Here is a 22,357-nt window from a genome sequence, read left to right as displayed (position 1 = left end):
CCTCGCACTAATCCGATCGGTCATCAGTCGCTCGCGTCGGCCGCCGACCGCGTGGTCAGCGGGCCCGGGCGGACAACTCGTCGAAGGACTCGGCGAGGAACTCCGTCATCGCACCGAGGTCCCACATGATGTCGCGGTCGGCGTTGAAGGCGAAGAAGACCTCGCCGTTGTAGGAATTCAACCCGATCGCCAGGGCGCGCTGGGGCACGAGGGCCGGAACGGGGTAGATCGCGGTGATCTTGTTGCCCGCCAGGAACTGCGCCGAACCGGGCCCGCGGGCGATGCTCACCGGCACGTTGAACGAGCGACCCGACATGGTCGCCGCGGCCCGCGAACTCATGGCGTGGAACGTCGCCGGTCCCACTTCCGGCAGCCACGAGCGCGTGCCCATCGACACCCGCCGGGTCGAGTGCGAGTGGCGTCCGGTCAGATGACTGATCTGAGACAGCCGCACCGTGGGGTTCGGCTCGCCGACGGGCAGGTCGGTCACGAAACCACGCAGTCCCTCGGCCATCCACTCCGCGTCGCTGGTGAGCTTCTCGTTGCCGCCGTCGGTCTGATACGCGCTGAGCGGGACCATCGCCCGCACGGTGGTGTGTTGATCGACGGCGATGTCGCGGGAGAGCAGCCACCGGCGCAGCGCCCCGGCGATGGCCGCGAGGACCACGTCGTTGACCGCGCAGCCGTGTCGTTGCGCGATCTCCAGACACCGCTGAGCGGGCACCGCGGCCACGGTGAAACGTCGTGTGCCGGTGGTGGTCCCGTTGAGCGGACTGTCCGGCGCGGCGTCGGTCGCCATCTGCATCACCGACCCGATCCGGCGCAGCGATCCGGCGACGATCGAGCCGACGGTCGCCACCGGGGCCGACGCGGCGCGCACCGTCTCCACCAGCTCCCACGGCCGGGTCACCACGTCGGCGATCGCACCGACGACCAGCTGACCGCCACTCGGCTCCGGATCGGGCAGCCAGATGTCCTCACCCATGTCGGGCGCGCCGGGCTCGTCGTCGACGATCACCTGATTGATCTCCAGCGCCTCACGGCCGTCGACGAGGGCCCGGTGGGTCTTGGTCAGCACCGCCATCCGGTTGTCGGTCAGCCCCTCGACGAGGTACATCTCCCACAGCGGTCGGTGCCGGTCGAGCGGGCGCGACATGAGTCGGGCGACCAGATCGAACAGCTGATCGTCGGCGCCAGGACTGGGCAGCGCGGACCGTCGCACGTGGTAGGTGATGTCGAAGTCGTGGTCGTCGACCCAGACCGGTCGGGCCAGGCCGAGGGTGACCTCGCGGATGCGCCGTCGATACCGCGGGACGAGCGACAACCGCTTCTCCACGGTGGCCAGGAGGTGTTCGTACTCCAGCCGATGGGCGCTGCGTTCGAGGATCAGCAGCGAACCGAGATGAGTGGTCGCGCCCTGCTCATCGCGGTAGTAGAAGGTGGCGTCCTGCATGGACAGTCGGTTCACCACGTGAACTCCGAGATCGAGATCTGCCCAGCTGACACGCCTGCGATCCTAACCGCCGAGCGTGAACACCCGGTTGCCGACTTTGCCGCCCCGACGGTCTCGATCACCGGGGCCCGCCGGCTGCCCGAGCTCAGGCGGTGGTCACGTTGACCAACATCCATCGGAGTTCGGTGGTCCGCGGCCCGCCGGGGACACCCGGACGTACCCGCACCGGCACCCGCTGCACACGCGCGGCCATGGCCTTCACCCGCACACCCCGCGAATAGGTCGCCGACACCTCCGCCGCGTCCGGACCCGACCACTGCAGATGCACCCGCATCAGCGTCGCGGCGGGTGGACGGGCGCGGGGTGGGGCCGCGCTCGCGGGCTGCGGACGGGCCGACCACACCGACACCTGGTCGACGATGTGGGGCGCCGCGACCGAGGCCAGCTGCGCCACCGGTCGGCGGCGGTCGATGATCTCGAGCAGCATCGTCAGCGCCGACACCGCGAACGCGCGGGCGGACGGATCGACCCGGTCGGCGATGGCGCGTCCCGGCCGGGGGCCGTCGGGGGCGTGGGGGCGGGACGGTGCGACCGTGGCCGGCCGCGGCGTCATCCCGGTCACCGACACCGGGTCGGGTTCGTACCGAGGGATAGGAGCGATCACGAGCGCGGTGCCCCGCGTCGCCTCCACATCAGTCGCCTCCACATCAGCAGAGCCCACCTGCGTTCGGACACCCACCATGAACCCCACCCGTCGTCGTGACGATCCGGCGGACGGGGTCTCCCGTCACGATCCCGGGATCGTGCACCACTTCAGACGCGGCGCCACGCGATCCGGTTCCGCATGAGGCAGATCACCCGCGTTTCGCACACGGCCACCTTTTGCATAGCTAATCTATGTTCATGAGATCACGCATCGCTGTGCTCGCCGTACTCGCCGCCGCCGTGACGACCACGCTGGCCGGTTGTTCCGGGGACACGAACGACAGTTCCGTCGCGCCCTCGACCGTCGTGTCCACCGTGACGTCGACACCGGACGAGACGTCGACAACCGCCCCGTCGCCGGACACGTCGTCCACCGAACTGCCCGGCACCCGTACGCCCGTGGACTCCGCAGGAGCCCAACCGTGCCGTGCCGCTGACCTGTCGGGCACAGTCACGAACCGGGGTCGTGACGGTGGCACCGCCGGGTCGGAATACGGGACGCTCGCACTGACGAACACCGGATCATCCGTGTGCACATTGACCGGCTATCCGGGAGTCTCGTTCGTGGGCGACGGGAACGGAACGCAACTCGGCGCAGCCGCTGTCCGCGACGGCTCGAAAGTCGTCACGACCGCCATCGAACCGCGCGGCGTCGCGAGCGCGCAGCTCAGGGTCGCCGAGGCCGGCAACTTCCCGGGCTGCGACCAGGTCCGGGCCGACGGCCTGCGGATCTACCCACCGAACGATCGCAACGCCATCTTCGTCAAGACCACGGTGTTCACGGCCTGCCGCTCCACGTCGGCGCAGCTGCTGAGCATCGGCACCCTGCGCTGACTCGAACCCTCCCGTTAAACGAATCCGCCCCCGCGACCGGGATATCGGTCGCGGGAGCGGATTCGAGTCGCGGGAGACCTCGGGCTAGCGCTTCTTACGCGCCTTCGGCGGCTTGGGCCCGGAGTTGCGGCCGTTGGAGCGTGCCGCGGCCCGGCGTTCCCGCCGGCTCGCCGACAGTCCCGCGGTGTCCTCGGCCTCGCTGATCTGCTGGGTGCCACCGTCCTCGGACGGTCCGGTGTAGACCAGATCCTGCTGCTCGTCCTCGAACCCGCGCGCCCGCAACGCAGTCGGGGCGGATGTCTTCGTCAGACCGACGGCCCCCTGAGCCTCCTCGGTGGGCAGCGGACGCGGGGCGACCGGTGCGACCGCCGGGGCCGCCGCCGGTGCGGCGGTCTGTGTATCGGCCGGGTTGGTCTCGACGGCGACGTTGAACAGGAAGCCGACCGACTCCTCCTTCAGGCCCTCGAGCATCCCGGAGAACATGTCGAAGCCCTCGCGTTGGTACTCCACCACCGGGTCGCGCTGCGCCATCGACCGCAGGTGGATGCCCTCACGCAGGTAGTCCATCTCATAGAGGTGATCGCGCCACTTGCGGTCGAGCACGCTGAGCAGGATGGTCCGCTCGAGCTGCCGCATCGCACCTTCGCCCGCGAGACGCTCGATCTCCGCCTCGCGCGCCTTGTAGGCCTTGTGGGCATCGGCGGCCAGTTTCTCGGCCAACTCCTCGGCGGTGATGTCCTCGCGCTCGCCGAACTCGTTCTCCCCGACGATCTCCTTGTAGTCGAGGTCGATCGGGTACAGCGTCTTCATCGCGTTCCACAGCTCGTCGAGATCCCAGTCCTCGACGTAACCCTCGGCTGTCGCGCCGGTGACGTAAGCGGTGACGACGTCGTCGATCATCCGCTGGACCTCGGCGCTGTGGTCCTCGCCCTCGAGGATGGTGCGGCGCTCGCCGTAGATGACCTTGCGCTGCTGGTTCATCACCTCGTCGTACTTGAGAACGTTCTTGCGGACCTCGAAGTTCTGCTGCTCGACCTGGGTCTGCGCGCTGCGGATGGCCTTGGTGACCATCTTCGCCTCGATCGGGACGTCGTCGGGCAGGTTGACGCGGTTCATGATCGACTCGAGCGCCGCGCCGTTGAAGCGACGCATGAGCTCGTCACCCAGCGACAGGTAGAACCGGGACTCGCCGGGATCACCCTGGCGGCCCGACCGGCCACGCAGCTGATCGTCGATGCGGCGGGACTCGTGACGCTCGGTGCCCAGGACGTAGAGACCACCGGCCTCCTTGACCTTCTGCGCATCGGCGGCCGCCTCGGCCTTCACCGCGGCGATCGCGTCGTCCCACGCGGCCTCGTACTCCTCCGGGGTCTCCACCGGGTCGAGGCGCTGCTTGCGCAGACGGACGTCGGCGATGACGTCGGGGTTGCCGCCGAGCACGACATCGGTGCCACGACCGGCCATGTTGGTGGCGACGGTGACCGCGCCGGACCGACCGGCCTCGGCGATGATCTGCGCCTCCTGCTCGTGGAACTTGGCGTTGAGGACGGTGTGCTTGATCCCGCGCTTGGTCAGCAGACGCGACAGGTACTCCGAGCGCTCGACGCTGGTCGTACCGATCAGGACCGGCTGCCCCTTCTCGTTGCGCTCGGTGATGTCGTCGACGACGGCGGCGAACTTGGCCTCTTCGGTCTTGTAGATGAGGTCGGTCTTGTCGGCGCGGACCATCGGCTTGTTCGTCGGGATCGGCAGCACGCCCAACTTGTAGATCTGGTCGAGTTCGGCGGCCTCGGTCTGGGCCGTACCGGTCATGCCGGCCAACTTCTCGTACATGCGGAAGTAGTTCTGCAGGGTGATCGTGGCCAGCGTCTGGTTCTCGGGCTTGATCTCGACGCCCTCTTTGGCCTCGATGGCCTGGTGCAGACCCTCGTTGAAGCGGCGACCGTCCAGGACGCGGCCGGTGAACTCGTCGACGATGAGGACGTCACCGTTTCGCACGATGTAGTCCTTGTCGCGCTCGAAGAGTTCCTTGACCTTGATCGCGTTGTTCAGGTAGCTGACCAGCGGCGAGTTCGCGGCCTCGTAGAGGTTGTCGATGCCGAGCTGGTCCTCGACGAACTCGACGCCCTCCTCGTGCACACCGATGGTCTTCTTGCGGATGTCGACCTCGTAGTGGGTGTCCTTCTTCAGCTGCGGGGCGATCCGCGCGAACTCGGTGTACCACTTGCTCGAACCGTCGGCCGGGCCCGAGATGATCAACGGGGTGCGGGCCTCGTCGATGAGGATCGAGTCGACCTCGTCGACGATCGCGTAGGCGTGGCCGCGCTGGACCAGATCGGCCAGCGAGTGCGCCATGTTGTCGCGCAGGTAGTCGAACCCGAACTCGTTGTTGGTGCCGTAGGTGATGTCGGCGTTGTAGGCGACGCGCCGCTCGTCGGGGTTCATCCCGGTCAGGATGACCGCGGTCTCCAGACCGAGGAAGCGGTGCACGCGTCCCATCCACTCGGCGTGGAACTTCGCGAGGTAGTCGTTGACGGTGACGACGTGGACGCCCTCACCGGTGAGCGCGTTCAGGTACGCGGGCAGCACACAGGTCAGGGTCTTGCCCTCACCGGTCTTCATCTCGGCAATGTTGCCGAAGTGCAGGGCCGCGCCACCCATGATCTGCACGTGGAACGGCTTCTGCTGCAGCACGCGCCAGGCCGCCTCGCGGGCGACCGCGAAGGCCTCGGGCAGCATCTCGTCCAGGGTGTCGCCGTCGATGTAGCGCTGCTTGAACTCGGCGGTCTTCCCGCGGAGTTCATCGTCGGTCAGCAACTCGATCTCGTCGGAGAGTGACTCGACGTGAGTCGCGATCGCGTCCAGACGTTTGACCATCCGGCCCTCGCCGATTCGCAGCATCTTGTTGAGCACTGTTTGCTTCCTCGATCCGTCGTCTGCGCCCTTGTGCGGCCTGGGCACGCCCGCATGGTTCTCCACCGACGCGGGGCATGGGTGTACGCCGGGCGTCGCTGTCTCGGAGTACATGGTAGGTCACCGGACGACGCCGACCGCCGAGCGCAGCGTGGGAGCTGTTTCTCGGCGGCCGGCGGGTGCGGTCGGTTCGGCGGGTCAGGCCAGGCGGAGCAACCCGTAATCGAAGGCGTGGCGGCGGTAGACCACCGACGGCCGGTCGCTCTCCTTGTCGTGGAACAGGAAGAAGTCGTGTCCGACGAGCTCCATCTCGTAGAGGGCGTCGTCGACGGTCATCGGCACGGCCTCGTGCTCTTTGACGCGGACCACCTGCCCGGGACCGTCGGACTCGGGCACCTCGGCGGCCCAGTCCGGTTCGGTCGGGGCCTGCGCCTGACCGTCGAGGGTCGGGTCGATGTCCGCGGTCGCCTCGGCGACCGAGATCGGGGTCCGCAGTCCGTGGTGGACCTTGCGGCGATCCTTGGTGCGGCGCAGTCGGGACTGCAGCCGGTCCACCGCGATCTCGAGTGCCGCGTAGAAGTTCTCCGCGCACGCCTCGGCGCGCACCACCGGACCGCGACCCCGCGCGGTGATCTCGACCCGTTGGCACACCTTGGCCTGTCGTCGGTTGCGTTCGTGATAGAGCTCGACATCGAAGGCGAAGATGGAGGGGTCGTAGCGCTCGACGCGGGCGAGCTTGTCCCCGACGTGCACCCGGAAGTGATCGGGCACCTCGACGTTGCGGCCGGTGACGACCACCGTCGCGTCGGGGGTCGCGGGGCTGTCCGCCTCTGACGAGTCGCTCGGGCGGACGAACGCCGACCGTCTGTCGAACGGGTCGGGCTGCTGTCGCGAGTCGGTGGCGGATGTGGCGTGGGTGGTTGTCGACACTCGAAGGACCTCCTGGTTTGGGGTGATCGGCCGTCCGCGCGATCGGGGCCTCGACGCGGAGCGGCGCCGGGGCCTCGTGGGGAGAACGGGTCGTGGTCAATGCCAACGGCGCACGTATTCGGAAGTGAAATCGGTTGCACCGCAATGGCACCTCTGATGGGAGTGGCCTCACCTCCAAGGGTTGCCGGTTGACTCCTGTGGCCTGGCGACATCACTGCCGCCGGCCGCGGTACCGCGGTCGATCGCGGTGCCCGATGACCTCCGACCGTAGTCGCAACATCGGGGTGTCGCCATGATTTGGGCATCAACATTTCATCGAGTTTTCATGTCGATCAGGTGACCTGTGTTGCGTCTCCGCTACCCCGGTGTCGGGGTCACGCGCCCGCTATGACCAGAACGGCGTCGACCCGCACCCCGATGCCGGCCAGCACCCGGATCGATTCGCTCGCCGTGGCGCCGGTGGTGAGCACGTCGTCGACCAGGACGACCGCGGCGCGGGCGTGCGTCGAGGCGATGGACCGGCGGGCGCGGGGTCGTACCGCGATGGCGTGGTCGAGGTTGTCGACCCGCCCACGCGCCGACAGCCCGGCCGAGTCGCGGGCCCACATCGAGGTGCGCAGCATCGGAGCGACGCGGACCCGCGAGCCCAGTCGGGACGCGGCCTCGGCCGCGATCGCCGTGACGGGGTCGCCACCACGTCGACGGGCCGACCACGCGCGGGTGGGAGCCGGGACGAGCACGAGTTCGGTCGCATCGGGCAGCTCCGACCAGGCCGCCAGGGTCACCAGTCCCCGCGCGAGCCCCGACCCCAACGGGGTGACGAGATCGCGTCGGCCGTGTTCCTTCAGTTCCAGGATCGCGCTGCGCAGCGGACCGCGGTACCGCCCCAGCGCCCACGCCCCGACCGGCGGTGCCACCCGGGGCGTGAGCACGATCGGGTCGTCGTGCGCGACGTCGTCGCAGGACCGACACCACCGCGCGCCGGCACGGCCGCATCCGCCGCAGAGCAGCGGCACGACGAGGTCGGCGCCGGCGCGGACCACCTGCCACGCACCGTCGAGCCACATCCGGACGGTCGGCGACGGCACGGTTCGATGATCACGCGTCCGCCGACGCGGTGACGCCGGGAGACGGGCGTGGAGGGGTGGTTGTCCACCGATGCGGATCGATCCACACCGCCGACCGTGCCGTAATTACGCGCCGAGCGTGCCGCAATCACGTGTCGAACGTGCCGATGTCCTCCACCGGACGCTCGCTCGCTGTCCACTGACCGGCGACGGCCCGCTCGGCGGGTGGTTTTGGCCCACTCGGCGGGTGGATTCGGCCCGCTCGGCGGGTGGTTTCGGCACGTTCGGCGGGTCGTTTAGGCCCACTCGACGGCGCCGCCGCGACGGGTCAGGTCACTGCGGCAGTACCGGGATGGACTGCGAGCCCATGGTCGGCGCGACCTCGTTCCAGTACTGGTCGGGCTCGCCGTTGGTGCTGCCGAGCTGCAGGATGCCCCGGCTGTCGGCGGCGTAGAGCGTCGAGGTGTCCCCGACCACCGCGGTGACCGGCGGGGTGAGGTTGCCGCTGAGGAGCCCGACCGCGGGCGTCCCGTCGATGCTGACCTGGACGACCGGGGTGTCGCTGGTGTTGCGGGCGACCACGACGGTGTCGCCGGAGATCCAGTCGAGCGAGACCGCCTGCCCGGCGATGTTGAACGCCGCGTCGCGCGCGCCGGTCAGCGACACCGCGCCGTCGGCCGCGGTCGAGATCACGGCCAGCACGGTCTTGCCCCCGACGATCGCCGCCACGCGGGCCCCGTCACGGGAGACCCGCAGCTCGGTGATGACCCCGCGGGCCACCGAGGACACGGCGTCGGAGTCGACCACCACCGGCGCCTGCGCGGTCCCAGTCGCGTCCCGCGCCCACCGCAGCACCCGACCGTCGACGACCGCCCAGATCGTGTCGCGGTCGGGACCGAACGACGGACGCGAGATGACGGTGCCGGTGGCCATGGTCGTCGTGGCGGCACCGTAGTCGCCGACCTGTAGGGCCTGCGCCGGCGCGGGCTGGGGCGCGTTGTTGCGAGCGACTGCGGCGACCCGTCCGCCGTCGGTCGAGATGGTCGCCGACAACAGCGCGTTCGACGTTCCGAGAGGACCTGCGACCGGGACGAGCCGACCGCCCTCGACGCGATCGAGCGCGCCTGCGCGGATCACGTGCAGTCCGAGCGACGACTGCGTCGCGTCGGTGGGGTCGAGCGAGGCGACGTCGGTGGTCCGCCATCCGCTCGAGTACCGGTCGTTGAGCGGTGCGCCGTCGGCGTCGATGACGAAGGGCCCGGGCACGTCCGACTTGTTCAGGGTCCAGATCAGCTGCGCCGCGAGCAGGGTCCGGTTGCGTTCGGCCAACGAGCTCAGCCCGGTCAGTTCGATCCGCACACCTCCGGTCGGCGTCGTCTCGATCGAGCCCCGCAGAGCGGCGCCCGCGGGGAACTCGGTGACCACCGCGCGAGCGAGCTCGTCGGACGGTCCCGCCACCAGCAGGTCGACGAGCTGATCGGAGAAGTCTTCCCCCGTGGAGTAGAGCCATCGCGGGTCGGCGACCAGGTACTCGCCGGAGGCATTGGGATAGAACAGATCCCGCGGTCGGTAGCTGGACGTGAACTGTGTCCGGTCGATCATGACGCCACTGGGCAGGGCACCGTCGATGCGCCACTGACCGTCCACGAGCACCATCGACAGCCTGCTCTCGACCCGACCGGTCGCGGGGACGAGATGGCCGTTGGACTGCAGCGTGCCCGCGTTGTCGCCGATGATGCGCGCGGTGAACGTGCTGTCGGTCCTGGCGTCGGTGAGCACGTTGATCTGGCCCAGGATCAACGCACCGCCACGGTCGTCCCAGGCGTCCGACGCCGAGCGGGTCAGGTACTGGCGCGCGGCGAGATGTCCCGAACTCGGGTTCGCCGTCGCCTTGAGGAAGTCACGCACCAACGACTCGGGGTCCATGCCGGGGCGCGGCGTCGGGACGTTGACCGCGGGCGCTCGCCGCTCCAGCGACCCGATCGGCTGCGGGCTGGAACTGGTCGGGATGGAGACGCAGCCGGTGATGCCGGTGATGACCGCGCACAGCAGGATCAGCAGCGTCCACCGAGGACGCCGTGCGGTCACCGAGGGGCGGGGGTCACCGCGGTGCTCACTCACGGCCGTTCACCTTACGCGCGCCAACGGGCTTGAGCGGCAACGGACTTCCCAGCACTTTGTGTCCGCGGACGAGAGGGAGGGTGAGCCGGAAGGATGCGCCCTTGCCCGGCTCGCCCCAGGCTTCGAGACGCCCCTGGTGCAGTCGGGCGTCCTCGATGCTGATGGCAAGACCGAGGCCGGTGCCACCCGAGCGGCGGAACCGCGACGGATCCGACCTCCAGAACCGGTTGAACACCAACTTCTCCTCGCCCGGACGCAGACCGATCCCCCGGTCGCGCACGGTGATCGCGACGGCATCGCCGTCCGAACGCATGGTCAGGGTCACCGGACGTTGCTCGCCGTGGTCGATGGCGTTGGCCATCAGGTTGCGCAGGATCCGCTCGACACGGCGCGGGTCGATCTCGGCGAGCACCGGCTCCTCGGGCAGGTCGAGGACCAGCGGGGTGTCGGTCTCCTCGGCGAGGTGGCGCACCGTCGCCAACGCGCCGTCGATGGCGATGCTCATGCTGACGCGTTCGGCGGCGAGTTCGGCGACACCGGCGTCGTGCCGGGAGATCTCGAGCAGCTCACCGAGCAGGGTCTCGAAGCGGTCGAGTTCCTTGTTGAGCAACTCGACCGACCGTTTGCGCACCGGGTCGAGGTCCTCGCGGCCGTCGTAGAGCACGTCGCTGGCCATGCGCACGGTGGTCAGCGGGGTGCGCAGTTCGTGGCTGACGTCGGAGGTGAACTGCCGTTGCAGTCCGCCGAACTCCTCGAGGTGGGTGATCTGTTTCGACAGACTCTCGGCCATGTCGTTGAACGACATCGCCAGCCGGGCCATGTCGTCCTCGCCGCGTACGGGCATTCGTTCCTTGAGCCGGCCGTCGGCGAAACGCACCGCGATCCGCGACGCCGACCGGACCGGGATGACCACCTGCCGCGACACCAGCATCGCGATGGCCGCGAGCAGACCCAGCAGGACGAGTCCGCCGGTGAAGATCGTGCCGCGCACCAGCGACACCGTGCTCTCCTCGTTGGTCAGCGGGAACACGAGGTACAACTCGAGACCGCTGATGCCCGACGAGGTCGGGGTGCCGACGATCAGCGCGGGCGTCTTCCGACCCGTCGACCCCTCGACCGACGAGTACTGATAGGCGATCTGCCCGGCGCGCACCATCCGCCGCAGGGTGTCGGGGATCTCCTCGATCGGGCCGACCGATGCGGTGTCCTGCGGTCCCCCGCCCTGTACCAGCAGGACGGTGTCGAAGGTGCCGACCACGCCCGAGGCCGGGGTGGTGTCGACGTCGCGGTCGGTGAGGATGGACCGCGTCTGACGCAGCCGGTTCTGGATCGACGCGTTGGCGTCGCCGCCGGAGAGGTCTCGCTCGACCGAGGTGCGGGCGCGATCGATCTCCTCGGTGGCAGCACGCAGTTTGAGGTCGAGCAGTCGGTCGGTGATCTGACTGGTCAGCACGAACCCGAGGATCAGCAGGACGACGAACGAGAGCACCATTGTCGAGACGACGACACGCAACTGCAGCGAGCGGCGCCAGATACGTCCGACGAATCGGCCCGCCGTCGACCACCTCCGCAGGGCACGCGGGAAGGTGGGGTTGATCCTGCGACGAGACCGCCCGATCACGGCGGGCCGGCCTTGTAGCCGACCCCTCTCACCGTCAACACGACCTCCGGGTTCTCCGGGTCGAGCTCGACCTTGGCACGCAGCCGCTGTACGTGGACGTTGACCAGCCGCGTGTCGGCCGGATGCCGATATCCCCACACCTGCTCGAGCAACACGTCACGCGTGAACACCTGCCGCGGCTTGCGCGCGAGGGCCACGAGGAGGTCGAACTCGAGCGGGGTCAGCGAGATCTGGTTGCCGTCGCGGGTCACCTTGTGGGCGGGCACGTCGATCTCGACGGGGCCGATGGACAGCAACTCGGCGGGCTCGTCGTCGGTGCGACGCAGTCGGGCGCGGACGCGGGCGACGAGCTCCTTGGGCTTGAACGGCTTGACCATGTAGTCGTCGGCGCCGGACTCGAGGCCCAGGACGATGTCGACGGTGTCGCTCTTGGCGGTCAGCATCACGATCGGCACGCCGGAGTCGGCGCGCAGCACGCGGCACACGTCGATGCCGTTCATGCCGGGCAACATCAGGTCTAGCAGCACCAGATCGGGTCGGATCTCGCGGACCGCGGCGAGCGCCTGGGTGCCGTCACCGACGACGAACGGCTCGAAACCCTCGCCACGCAGCACGATGGTGAGCATCTCCGCTAGTGCCGCGTCATCGTCCACGACGAGAATCCTGGGCTTCATGACCCCCATGGTGACACCGACGACGGTGAACGTGCGGGTGGCGCGCCGAGGCCCACACAGGCCCTGACCGGCGCGTCCGGCGCCACCGACGTCGAATGTGGCGCCACGCTGACTAGTCTCTGCGGTGTGGGAGTTCTGATCGCGGTGGAAGGAATCGACGGCGCGGGCAAGCGCACGCTCGTCGACGGCCTGACCAGCAGGTGGCGTGACGCCGGACGTCGGGTGACGACGATGGCCTTCCCGCGTTACGGCGAATCGGTCCACGCCGACATCGCCGCCGAGGCCCTGCACGGCGCCCACGGCGATCTTCGCTCGAGCTCGTACGCGATGGCGATGCTGTTCGCGCTCGATCGTGCCGGCGCGGCCCGCGACATCCGGACGGCGCTCGGCGAATCCGATGTGGTGCTGCTCGACCGTTACGTCGCGTCCAACGCCGCCTACACCGCCGCTCGCTGCGGTCAGGACGCCGCCGGCGATGCCGTGGAGTGGGTGGCCGAACTGGAGTTCCACCGCTTCGCCCTACCGGTGCCCGACCATCACCTGCTCATCGACGTGCCCGCCGAGGTCGCGATGGGGCGCGCGGCCGCGCGCGGGGACGCCGACGCGACCCGGGGCCGCGACCTCTACGAACGTGACAACAACCTGCAGCGCGACGTCGATGCGGTGTACCGCCAACTCGCACAGATCAATTGGCTCTCGCCGTGGTGGGTTCTCGACGCGAATCTCGCGCCGTCGCTCGCCGACGACCTGCTCACCGCCTGAGGGCCGCAGCCCTTCCCGCGACACGAAAACGCTCCCGCGACTGGGATTCCAGTCGCGGGAGCGTTTCGCTGTCGCGGGAGCGGTCGGTCAGACCGCGGTGCTCTGAGGAGATCAGTAGCGGTAGTGATCGGGCTTGAACGGGCCCTCGACATCGACGTTGATGTACTCGGCCTGCTCCTTGGTGAGCTTGGTGAGCGTGCCACCGAGTGCCTCGACGTGGATCTTGGCGACCTTCTCGTCGAGGTGCTTCGGGAGGCGGTAGACCTCGTTGTCGTACTCGTCGTTCTTGGTCCAGACCTCGATCTGCGCGATGACCTGGTTCGAGAAGCTGTTGCTCATCACGAACGACGGGTGGCCGGTGGCGTTGCCCAGGTTCAGTAGACGACCCTCGCTCAGCACGATGATCGACTTGCCGCTGTCGAAGATCCACTGGTCGACCTGCGGCTTGACGACGACACGCTTGGCGCCGGAGTTCTCCAGCCCGGCCATGTCGATCTCGTTGTCGAAGTGACCGATGTTGCCCAGGATCGCCTTGTCCTTCATCTGGCGCATGTGATCGAGGGTGATGATGCCCAGGTTGCCGGTCGAGGTGATGACGATGTCGGCCTTGCCGATCGCGTCCTCGACGGTGACGACGTCGTAGCCGTCCATAAGCGCCTGCAGCGCGTTGATCGGGTCGATCTCGGTGACCTGGACGCGGGCGCCCTGGCCGGCGAGCGACTCGGCGCAGCCCTTGCCCACGTCGCCGTAGCCGGCGAGGAGGACCTTCTTGCCGCCGATGAGGACGTCGGTGGCGCGGTTGATGCCGTCGATCAGCGAGTGGCGGGTGCCGTACTTGTTGTCGAACTTGCTCTTGGTGACCGAGTCGTTGACGTTGATGGCCGGGAAGGTCAGCTCACCGGCGGCGGCGAACTGGTACAGGCGCAGCACGCCGGTGGTGGTCTCCTCGGTGACACCCTTGACCGACTCGGCGATCGTCGACCACTTGGTCTTGTCGGTCTCGAAGCGCTCACGCAGCTGGTTGAGGAAGATCGTGTACTCGGCCGAGTCGTTGTCCTCGACCGGCGGGACGACGCCCGCCTTCTCGAACTGCGCGCCGCGCAGCACCATCATGGTGGCGTCGCCACCGTCGTCGAGGATCATGTTGGCCGGCTCGTCGGGCCAGGTCAGCATCTGCTCGGCGCACCACCAGTACTCCTCCAGGCTCTCGCCCTTCCATGCGAAGACCGGGATGCCCTTGGGCTCCTCGGGGGTTCCGTACGGGCCGACGACGATGGCCGCGGCGGCGTGGTCCTGGGTGGAGAAGATGTTGCACGAGGCCCAGCGGACCTCGGCGCCCAGCGAGACGAGGGTCTCGATCAGGACGGCGGTCTGGGTGGTCATGTGCAGCGAACCGGAGATGCGGGCACCCTTCAGCGGGGCCACATCTGCGTACTCACGACGCAGCTCCATCAGTCCGGGCATCTCCGCCTCGGCCAGGTCGATCTCCAGCCGGCCGTAGGCGGCGAGAGAGAGGTCCGCGACCTTGAAGTCGATCCCGCCGAGGTTGTCCGCACTGAGGGCTGTCTGAACCGATGTCATGTAGTACTCCTGGTTGGCGACCGGCTCCGGTGATCGGGACCGATGTGTCGCCCTACAGGTTAACGAACAGACCGCTCAACCGCGAAAACAGCGTCTGACGGGATCGTGACGACTGGGCCATGTCGCACCGGGGAACGGTCCGTTTTGTGACCGTCCCCAGCCGAACCGGACGATCCCGTCGGTTCACCGGTGCGCGGCGGTGGGGTCGCGCAGGGCGTTGCGGACCTCGCCGACGTTGCGGTGGACAGCGCACACGACGACACCCCGCCGATCAGGTGATCGACGGGGTGTCGGGTGGAACGGGTGCGGTTGTCGCGTCAGGTCTCCGAACCCACCGGGTGCGTGGCCTTCCCCTCCACCGAGTCGATCTCGCCTCGCTCGCGCCTGCCGACCATGGAGTGCCGTCGGCTGTAGGCGAAGTAGAACAGCACGCCGATCGCCATCCAGACGACGAAGCGGATCCAGGTGAGCGCCGAGAGGTTGAGCATCAGCCAGACGCAGGACACGATCGCGAGAATCGGGATCACCGGCATCCACGGGACGGTGAACCCGCGCTTGAGGTCGGGGCGCTTGCGTCGCAGGACGATGACACCGGCGGCCACGACGACGAACGCGAAGAGCGTGCCGACGTTGACCATCTCCTCGAGCTTGTCGATGGGGAAGAACCCGGCGACCACCGCGACGACGACGCCGACGAGGATCTGGATGCGGGCCGGCGTGCCCCGGGCGCTGGTCTTGCCCAGTCCGCGGGGCAGCAGTCCGTCGCGGCTCATGGCGAACAGCACGCGGGCCTGGCCGAGCATCAACACCATGACGACGGTGGTGAGTCCGGCCAACGCGCCGATGGAGATCGCCTTCTCGGCCCAGGTGATGCCGTTCAGACCGAACGCGTAGGCGAGGTTCTTCGGCTCGCCGTCACCCGCCGAGGTCGCGAGCTCCTTGTAGTTGACCATCCCGGTGACGACGATCGTGACGAGCACGTACAGGACGGTGACGATCGCCAGTGAGGTCAGGATGCCGCGCGGCACATCGCGCTTGGGGTTCTTCGTCTCCTCCGCGGTGGTCGCGACCACGTCGAATCCGATGAACGCGAAGAACACGATCGATGCGGCCGCGAGGAGTCCGTACCAGCCGTAGTTGGAGTCGCCACCGCCGGTGATGAGCGAGAACAGCGTCGACTCGACCGACTTGCCGCCACTCTCCGACGGCTCCGACTCGGGGATGAAGTTCGAGTAGTTCGAGGTCTTGACGTAGAAGAACCCGACGATGATGACGAGCAGGACCACCGCCACCTTCACCGCAGTGATGACCGCGCTGACCCGCGACGACAGCTTGGTCCCCAACACCAGCAGGCTGGTGATCGCCGCGACGATGACCAGTGCTCCCCAGTCGACGTCGAGTCCCCCGACCTCGGCGGTGCCGCCGGAGAACCCGAAGACCGTGCCGAGATAGCTCGACCACCCCTTGGACACCACCGCGGCGCCGACCGCGAACTCGAGGACGAGGTCCCAGCCCAGGATCCAGGCGAGGAACTCACCGAAGGTCGCATAACCGAACGTGTACGCCGATCCGGCGACGGGAACGGTCGAGGCGAACTCCGCGTAACACAGGGCCGCGAGCCCACAGGCGATGGCGGCCATGATGAACGAGATCGAGATGGCCGGGCCCGCGAGGTTGCCCGCCGTGGACGCGGTGATGGTGAAGATGCCCGCGCCGATGACGACGGAGACACCGAAGACGGTGAGGTCGATCCAGGTGAGACTCTTCTTGAGCTGTGAGCCGGGCTCGTCGGTGTCGGCCATCGACTGCTCCACCGACTTGGTGCGGGTGAGCGAGTGCCGTATCGAGCGCTGCGCCTGCGGCGATTTCCTTAGGGGGTCGGATCGCGTCATTGGCGAACTCCTGACGGTCGGGACGTGACGCATCCGGTCGGGATCTCGGCCGGACGGATGTCGGATTCTTCGGTGACGCTCACCTTGCCATGCCGAGGGTGGCGGGTGTCACATTCCCCGGTCTATGTCGGGCTCGAGATAGATGACCCGCGCGATCGGCAGGGTCTCGCGGATCTTTGCCTCGGCCGAGTTGATGGTGTCGGCGATCTGCAGTGCGCTCGCTCCCGCGGGGGTGGCGAACTTCGCGGCGACGAGCAGTTCGTCGGGGCCGAGGTACTGGGTCTTCATGTGGATGACGCGATCGATGCCGGCTTCAGATCCCAGGGCGGTCATCAACGTCTTCTCGTCGGAGGCGGTGGCGCCCTCACCGATGAGCAGGCTGTGCATCTCGACGATCAGGATGATGGCGATGACGCCGAGCAGGATCCCGATGGCCATCGTCCCGATGCCGTCCCAGACCGCGTCGCCGGTGATCGTGGCGAGTCCGACGCCGCCGAGTGCGAACGCGAGCCCGATCAAGGCGCCGGTGTCCTCGAGCAGCACCACCGGCAGCTCCGGATTGCGCGAGTTGCGGATGAACCGCCACCAGGACGCGCTGCCCTTGAGCGGGCGCGACTCGCGGTAGGCGGTGGAGAAGCTGTAACCCTCGAGGCAGATCGCGAGGACGAGGATGACGACCGCGACGATCGGCGACTCGAGCTCGTGCGGGTGCACGATCTTCTCGTACCCCTCGTAGAGCGCGAACAGCGATCCGAGCGTGAACAGCACCAGCGCGACGACGAACGAGTAGAAGTAACGACTGCGTCCGTACCCGAAGGGATGCAACCGGTTCGCCGACTTCGCGGCCTCCCGTTGCCCCAGGAGCAGCAGCCCCTGGTTGGACGTGTCGGCCACCGAGTGGACGGCCTCGGCGAGCATCGACGACGATCCCGTGATCGCGAAACCCACGAACTTCGCCACGGCGATCCCCGCGTTGGCCGCGAGTGCCGCGATGATCGCCTTCTTCGAGCCCTCGGCCGACATGGGATCCTTCCGTCACCGGTGAGACGTACCGGTGAACCCTAACGCCCGCCGTGGTGGATGTCGGTGCAATGCGCACGATCTCCCGGGTCCGGCGTGATCAGGGCATCCAGCCCTGCCCGCGCATTGTCTCGAGCAGTTGGTTCACCGCGTGACCCATCCGGTCCCCCGAACCGGGTGCGATCGTCGTCCACATGCGGCCGTCGCGGGCGATGCTGGGTTCGGCGATGATCCGGCCGTGGTCGGTGTCGTAGACCGACACCGTTCCCGACGATTCCGTGCGCACGCCGTCGAGCGTCGAGGTGGCGACCAACTCGCCACGCGCGCGGCAGGTCTCGAACGCCAGCGACATGGTGTGGGCGTCGGAGCGGGTCGCGCCGACCGCGCAGAAACAGGCGGCGTAGTCGTCGACGCACTCGCACCGGTCGAGTCGGTCGCGCAACTCGTTGGTGGGCACACTGAGCCCGGCGAACTGCGCGACCTCGGCGGCACCGAACACCGACCCGACCACCCGCCCGATGTCGTCGACATCGACGATCCGTGGGGCCGACAGTTCGATGGTGTCGCCCGAGCGCACCGCGAAGACGTGGTCGAAACCCCGGCGCACGAGGCACGCCCGGTGGATGGCGGTGTCGTCGGTGATGCAGATGTCGATCTGCGCGTCCGGGGTCCCGAGCACCGCCAGCGTCGCCTCGGTCCACGGGGTCGGCCTGGCCTGCTCGTCGACGAGCCCGATCGCACGCATCTCGTCGACCGGAAGGGTGTCCGCGGTCGGTCCGTCGTCGGTGCGGCCACCGGGCGGGACCAGATCGAGTACCGAGGGCCATGCCGCCACACCACCGGCCAGACCCAATCGGATGAGTGCATCCGAGCTGAGCGACACCTCGGCCGTTTGTGTCGTCCTCACGTTCACCGTTCCGACCTCCCCCCGCGGAGCTGCGCGGCCATACCGCGTGGAGGAGATGGTGCCACAGGCCGTCGGCACGGGCACCGGATGCGATCGGCTCATGGACAGGTTCACCGTCGGTCGCCGACCAGGTTGTGGACACCAACCAAGCTGTGCACGAATCAGGCGTCCATCGACGATCCGATGACCGGTAGTAAACTCGCCATGCCGGAAAGCTCGGGTACTCCTCGGGATCCGGCGGGGGTCGGCTCACGGGACGCAGGCTTCACCGCGGACGACACATTTGTGCCGGTCACGTCATCGTCAGGGGAATCTTTCAGTGAGTTTCGACAACAACGGCACACCTCCGTGGCTGCGAACGGGCGCGGGAGACGAGCAGAACGGATCGGCACCCGCGGCCGCCGACCGGTCGCCGGGCGATCTCGGTGAGACCCCCGATCAGCGATCGGCCGGTCGTCACATGGACCGCGAGGCCGCCTCCGAGACGGCCGGGACGCCGGAGTTCGACTCCATCGAACGCGAGACCGCCACACCGCCACCCAGCGCCGCACCGTCCTGGCTGCCGGGCGGAGGGCCACAGCCCTCCGATGACGGCCTCGACGACGCGACGCGATGGATCCCCACCGTCGGATCCGACGCGCCGCGGCCGCCGGCACCGCCGGACGACGCACCCCCCCACACGCCGAACCCGCAGTACGGCCAACCGCCGTTTCCGCCCCCGTTCGAGCAGCACCGACCACCGTCCGACCCGGGGCCCGGTCACCACGACCCCCGGTTCTCCCCCGGCCCGCCGCCCGCCCAGGGCGTGCCGTGGCAGAACGGACCTCAAGGGCAGAACGGGCCGCAGGGGCAGCCCTGGCCGCAGGGTCCCGGACCCGGAGCTGCGCAGCATCAGCCGCCGATCAACCCGGCGTCGGACCCGTTCGGTCGTCCCCCGGGGCCGTCCGCTCCCGCCGAGAGCCGACCCGGCCGCTCGTCGATCGACGAGGTCGCGTTGCTGCGCAAGGCCCGTCGCGCGCCGGGGAGCGGATGGCGGCGCGCCGTGCACCGGATCTCGGCGGGCACGATCAACCCGGGCGACTCCCCCGACGACCTCCACTACCAACAGCTCGTCGAGCGTGTGAACCGGCCGGTCCGCGGCGACTACCGGATCGCGGTCCTGTCACTCAAGGGTGGTGTCGGCAAGACGACCACCACGGTCGGCCTCGGCTCGATCTACTCGTCGCTGCGCGGGGATCGGGTGATCGCGGTCGACGCGAACCCCGACCTCGGCACGCTGGCCCAGCGGATCCCGCAGCAGACGCGGTCCACCGTCCGCGACCTGCTCGCCGACACGTCCATCTACCGGTACTCCGATGTCCGCGCGCACACCTCGCAGAGTCCGAGCCGCCTGGAGGTCCTTGCCTCCGAACGGGATCCGGCCGTCGCCGAGGCGTTCAGCGAGCAGGACTACCGCGGCGTGATGCGGGTCCTGCAGCGGTTCTACAACATCATCCTGACCGACTGCGGTACCGGACTGAGCCATTCGGCGATGAACGGCGTGCTCGACCTGGCCAATGCGTTGATCCTGGTCAGCTCGCCGGCGATCGACGGCGCGCGCAGTGCGGGAGCGACGCTGGACTGGTTGCAGGCGCACGGCTACGGCCACCTCGTCAGCCGCGCGGTCGTGGTCCTGAGCTCGTCGCGATCGGGTGCGTCGACCATCGACACCAAGCAGCTCAGCCAGCACTTCCTCACCCGGTGCCGCGCCGTGCAGATGATCCCGTTCGACGACCACCTCGCCGAGGGGGCCGAGATGGACCTCGATCTGCTGGGCAAGGGCACCCACCGGGCGCTCGTCGAGCTGGCCGCGACGGTCGCCGACGACTTCTCCTCGACCAACCTGCGTCGGACGGATCCGTTCTATCAGTGACCGCGGGCGGTGACCGGCCGCTCGTCGGCCCCGGTCGCAGGGTCATCGGTCGCCGCCTCGTCGGACACGGCCCGGCCGGGGGACTCGGCGCGGTTCGCACGACGCCGCGCCAGTCCGCGTCGGACGAGGTGGACGGTGATGGGCACGATGACCGTGGCCGCCGACGCCATGATCATCAGATCGATGTTCTCGGCGATCACCTTCACGTCGCCCAGCAGGTAGCCGAGCACGATGATCCCGGCACCCCAGAAGGTGCTGCCCAGGATCGAGAAGATCGTGAAGTCCCGGTGGCGCATCCGGGTGAACCCGGCGAGCAGGGGGACCAGGGTGCGCACGATGCCGATGAAACGGCCGAAGAACACCGTCAGGGGCCCGTACCGCTCGAAGAACCGGTGCGTCCGGTCGACGGGTTCGGGGCCGATGAACCGCATCACCCGACCCTGCAGCACCCCGGCTCCCAACCGGCGTCCGATGAAGTAGCCGCACTGGTCGCCGAGCGCGGCCGACAGCGGGACGAGCACACACGGCAGCCACAGCGGGGCGTACGGATCGGGTTGCGCGGCGAGGATTCCCGCGGTGAACAGCAGGGAGTCGCCGGGAAAGACGAACCCGATGAGGACGCCGGTCTCGAAGAACACCAGGACACAGAGACCGATCAGTCCGCCCGTGGCCATGAAAGAGCTCACGTCGAACGGGTTCACTGCGCCGACGATACCGAGATCGCCGAGGTGCCCGCCGGTGCGCGCGGCAGGTTTCATCGTCCCGAGTCCGGGAGTTCATCCCCCGGTCATCCGTACCGATCTGCGTCCGTGGTCAGCGGGTGCGGCCGACCTGGGGTCTACTGAGAGGCGACGCGGTGTCACAGACGAGACCGCTCCGGAGAGCGAGGAGTGGCCCCGTGGCGAAATCGACGGTGTTGCGCCCTGTCCCGACCTCAGCCCAGTCGGTCGAGTTCCGGACGATCCACGGATATCGGCGGGCGTACCGCGTGGCCGGCAGCGGACCCGCGCTGCTGCTCATCCACGGCATCGGCGACAACTCGTCGACGTGGACCGAGGTCATCGACATGCTCGCCCAGCACTACACGGTCATCGCGCCGGACCTGCTCGGCCACGGGCTGTCGGACAAGCCGCGCGCGGACTATTCGGTGGCGGCCTACGCCAACGGCATGCGCGACCTCCTGTCGGTGCTGAACATCCGCCGCGTCACGGTCGTCGGTCACTCGCTCGGCGGCGGCGTCGCGATGCAGTTCTGCTACCAGTTCCCCGAGTTCGTCGAACGCCTGGTGCTCGTGGCGGCCGGTGGTGTGACCCGCGACGTGAGCCCGATGCTGCGACTGCTCGCACTACCCGGCTTCGACCAGGCCATCGCCGGGCTCCGTCTCCCCGGGGTCGTCCCGGCGGCGCATCTGCTCGGTCGGTGTACCGCGGCCCTCGCGCGCGCCGCACGGATCCGGTCGCTGCCTGCCCCCGCGCCGGTGCGCAGCCAACTGCACGACGCCGTCGAGGTGATGCGCATCGTCAACGGTCTCATCGACCCGACGGCGCACTCGGCGTTCATCCGCACCCTGCGGGCGGTGGTCGACTGGCGGGGTCAGGTGGTGACGATGCTCGACCGCAGCTACCTCACCGAACGCCTCCCCGTGATGCTGGTGTGGGGTACCGACGACACCGTCATCCCGTATTCCCATGCACTGCTGGCCCATTCGGCGATGCCGCATTCCACCCTGGCGACCTTCACCGGCGCCGGACACTTCCCGTACCACGATGATCCGACCCGTTTCGTGAACCTGGTCGAGGAGTTCGTGACGACCACGACGCCGATGGTGCACGATCCGCTCGAGTGGTCCCGTCTGCTCAGCCAGGGCGCGGAGTCGGCGGACCTGACCGGCGACGCGTCGGTGCAGCTCGCGGTCCTCGACGCGATGGCCGAGGAACGCAGCGCCACCTGAGCGAGCTCATCGAC

The 22,357-nt window shown here is 68.6% G+C and carries 16 protein-coding genes and 1 pseudogene; 4 read left to right on the top strand and 13 right to left on the bottom strand.

Going from position 1 to position 22,357, the window contains the following annotated elements; genetic code table 11:
- Window positions 1–55: 55 nt before the first annotated feature.
- Both IEV93_RS10640 and IEV93_RS10635 read right to left on the bottom strand, forming a co-directional pair.
- Window positions 56–1,471, bottom strand: a complete 1,416-nt coding sequence (locus IEV93_RS10640; protein ID WP_188489468.1) for a wax ester/triacylglycerol synthase family O-acyltransferase — start codon at window positions 1,469–1,471, stop codon at window positions 56–58.
- Window positions 1,472–1,598: 127 nt separating this feature from the next.
- Window positions 1,599–2,159, bottom strand: a complete 561-nt coding sequence (locus tag IEV93_RS10635) for an Rv3235 family protein (RefSeq protein ID WP_188489466.1) — start codon at window positions 2,157–2,159, stop codon at window positions 1,599–1,601.
- 197 nt (window positions 2,160–2,356) lie between these two features.
- On the opposite strand from IEV93_RS10635, the gene IEV93_RS10630 reads away from it, so the two are divergent.
- Window positions 2,357–2,992 carry a DUF4232 domain-containing protein gene (locus tag IEV93_RS10630; protein WP_188489464.1) on the top strand — a complete coding sequence of 212 codons (636 nt, stop codon included), beginning with the start codon at window positions 2,357–2,359 and terminating at the stop codon, window positions 2,990–2,992.
- Between the two features lie 401 nt (window positions 2,993–3,393).
- On the opposite strand, the pseudogene secA reads toward IEV93_RS10630, so the two are convergent.
- The 6 genes and pseudogenes from secA to mtrA form a co-directional block, all read right to left on the bottom strand.
- A pseudogene (secA, locus tag IEV93_RS10625) lies at window positions 3,394–5,905 on the bottom strand (preprotein translocase subunit SecA); the annotation flags it as partial.
- A gap of 198 nt (window positions 5,906–6,103) precedes the next feature.
- A complete protein-coding gene (gene hpf, locus IEV93_RS10620; RefSeq protein ID WP_188489462.1) occupies window positions 6,104–6,835 on the bottom strand; it encodes a ribosome hibernation-promoting factor, HPF/YfiA family in 732 nt (243 codons plus the stop codon).
- Window positions 6,836–7,209: 374 nt separating this feature from the next.
- Window positions 7,210–7,923: a ComF family protein gene (locus IEV93_RS10615; RefSeq protein ID WP_371873806.1), complete on the bottom strand. Its 714-nt coding sequence runs from the start codon at window positions 7,921–7,923 to the stop codon at window positions 7,210–7,212.
- Between the two features lie 312 nt (window positions 7,924–8,235).
- Entirely contained in the window at window positions 8,236–10,023 is a 1,788-nt protein-coding gene (lpqB, locus tag IEV93_RS10610; protein WP_229705023.1) for an MtrAB system accessory lipoprotein LpqB, read from the bottom strand.
- Window positions 10,016–11,644, bottom strand: a complete 1,629-nt coding sequence (gene mtrB, locus IEV93_RS10605) for an MtrAB system histidine kinase MtrB (RefSeq protein ID WP_308691040.1) — start codon at window positions 11,642–11,644, stop codon at window positions 10,016–10,018. The genes lpqB and mtrB overlap by 8 nt, the downstream gene beginning before the upstream one ends.
- Window positions 11,641–12,327 carry an MtrAB system response regulator MtrA gene (gene mtrA / locus IEV93_RS10600; protein WP_188489460.1) on the bottom strand — a complete coding sequence of 229 codons (687 nt, stop codon included), beginning with the start codon at window positions 12,325–12,327 and terminating at the stop codon, window positions 11,641–11,643. Before mtrA ends, mtrB begins: the two co-directional genes overlap by 4 nt.
- A gap of 117 nt (window positions 12,328–12,444) precedes the next feature.
- Here mtrA and IEV93_RS10595 point away from each other — a divergent pair, with 117 nt between their 5' ends.
- Window positions 12,445–13,080, top strand: a complete 636-nt coding sequence (locus tag IEV93_RS10595; RefSeq protein ID WP_188489458.1) for a dTMP kinase — start codon at window positions 12,445–12,447, stop codon at window positions 13,078–13,080.
- Between the two features lie 111 nt (window positions 13,081–13,191).
- Here IEV93_RS10595 and ahcY read toward each other — a convergent pair whose 3' ends face one another.
- The 4 genes from ahcY to IEV93_RS10575 all read right to left on the bottom strand — a co-directional run bounded on the left by ahcY (window position 13,192) and on the right by IEV93_RS10575 (window position 18,480).
- The gene (ahcY, locus tag IEV93_RS10590) at window positions 13,192–14,661 is read right to left on the bottom strand and encodes an adenosylhomocysteinase (RefSeq protein ID WP_188489456.1); all 1,470 of its coding nucleotides are present in this window, start codon (window positions 14,659–14,661) and stop codon (window positions 13,192–13,194) included.
- 317 nt (window positions 14,662–14,978) lie between these two features.
- The gene (locus IEV93_RS10585) at window positions 14,979–16,553 is read right to left on the bottom strand and encodes an APC family permease (protein ID WP_188489454.1); all 1,575 of its coding nucleotides are present in this window, start codon (window positions 16,551–16,553) and stop codon (window positions 14,979–14,981) included.
- Between the two features lie 108 nt (window positions 16,554–16,661).
- Window positions 16,662–17,576, bottom strand: coding sequence for a cation diffusion facilitator family transporter (locus IEV93_RS10580; RefSeq protein ID WP_188489452.1), 915 nt, complete (start codon window positions 17,574–17,576; stop codon window positions 16,662–16,664).
- A gap of 97 nt (window positions 17,577–17,673) precedes the next feature.
- Entirely contained in the window at window positions 17,674–18,480 is an 807-nt protein-coding gene (locus IEV93_RS10575; protein ID WP_188489450.1) for an ESX secretion-associated protein EspG, read from the bottom strand.
- Between the two features lie 460 nt (window positions 18,481–18,940).
- On the opposite strand from IEV93_RS10575, the gene IEV93_RS10570 reads away from it, so the two are divergent.
- Window positions 18,941–20,392, top strand: a complete 1,452-nt coding sequence (locus IEV93_RS10570; protein WP_188490510.1) for a nucleotide-binding protein — start codon at window positions 18,941–18,943, stop codon at window positions 20,390–20,392.
- On the opposite strand, the gene IEV93_RS10565 is transcribed toward IEV93_RS10570, so the two are convergent.
- Window positions 20,386–21,150, bottom strand: a complete 765-nt coding sequence (locus IEV93_RS10565) for a DedA family protein (protein WP_229705021.1) — start codon at window positions 21,148–21,150, stop codon at window positions 20,386–20,388. The two genes, IEV93_RS10570 and IEV93_RS10565, sit on opposite strands and share 7 nt — an antisense overlap.
- A 98-nt stretch (window positions 21,151–21,248) precedes the next feature.
- Here IEV93_RS10565 and IEV93_RS10560 point away from each other — a divergent pair, with 98 nt between their 5' ends.
- On the top strand, window positions 21,249–22,343 hold the full coding sequence (locus IEV93_RS10560) for an alpha/beta fold hydrolase (protein ID WP_371873805.1): 1,095 nt from the start codon (window positions 21,249–21,251) through the stop codon (window positions 22,341–22,343).
- Window positions 22,344–22,357 lie beyond the last annotated feature (14 nt).

The organism is Williamsia phyllosphaerae (assembly GCF_014635305.1).
Classification (GTDB): domain Bacteria; phylum Actinomycetota; class Actinomycetes; order Mycobacteriales; family Mycobacteriaceae; genus Williamsia_A; species Williamsia_A phyllosphaerae.
The sequence above is the reverse complement of the archived record's forward strand: the minus strand, read 5'-3'. Positions and strand labels throughout refer to the sequence as shown.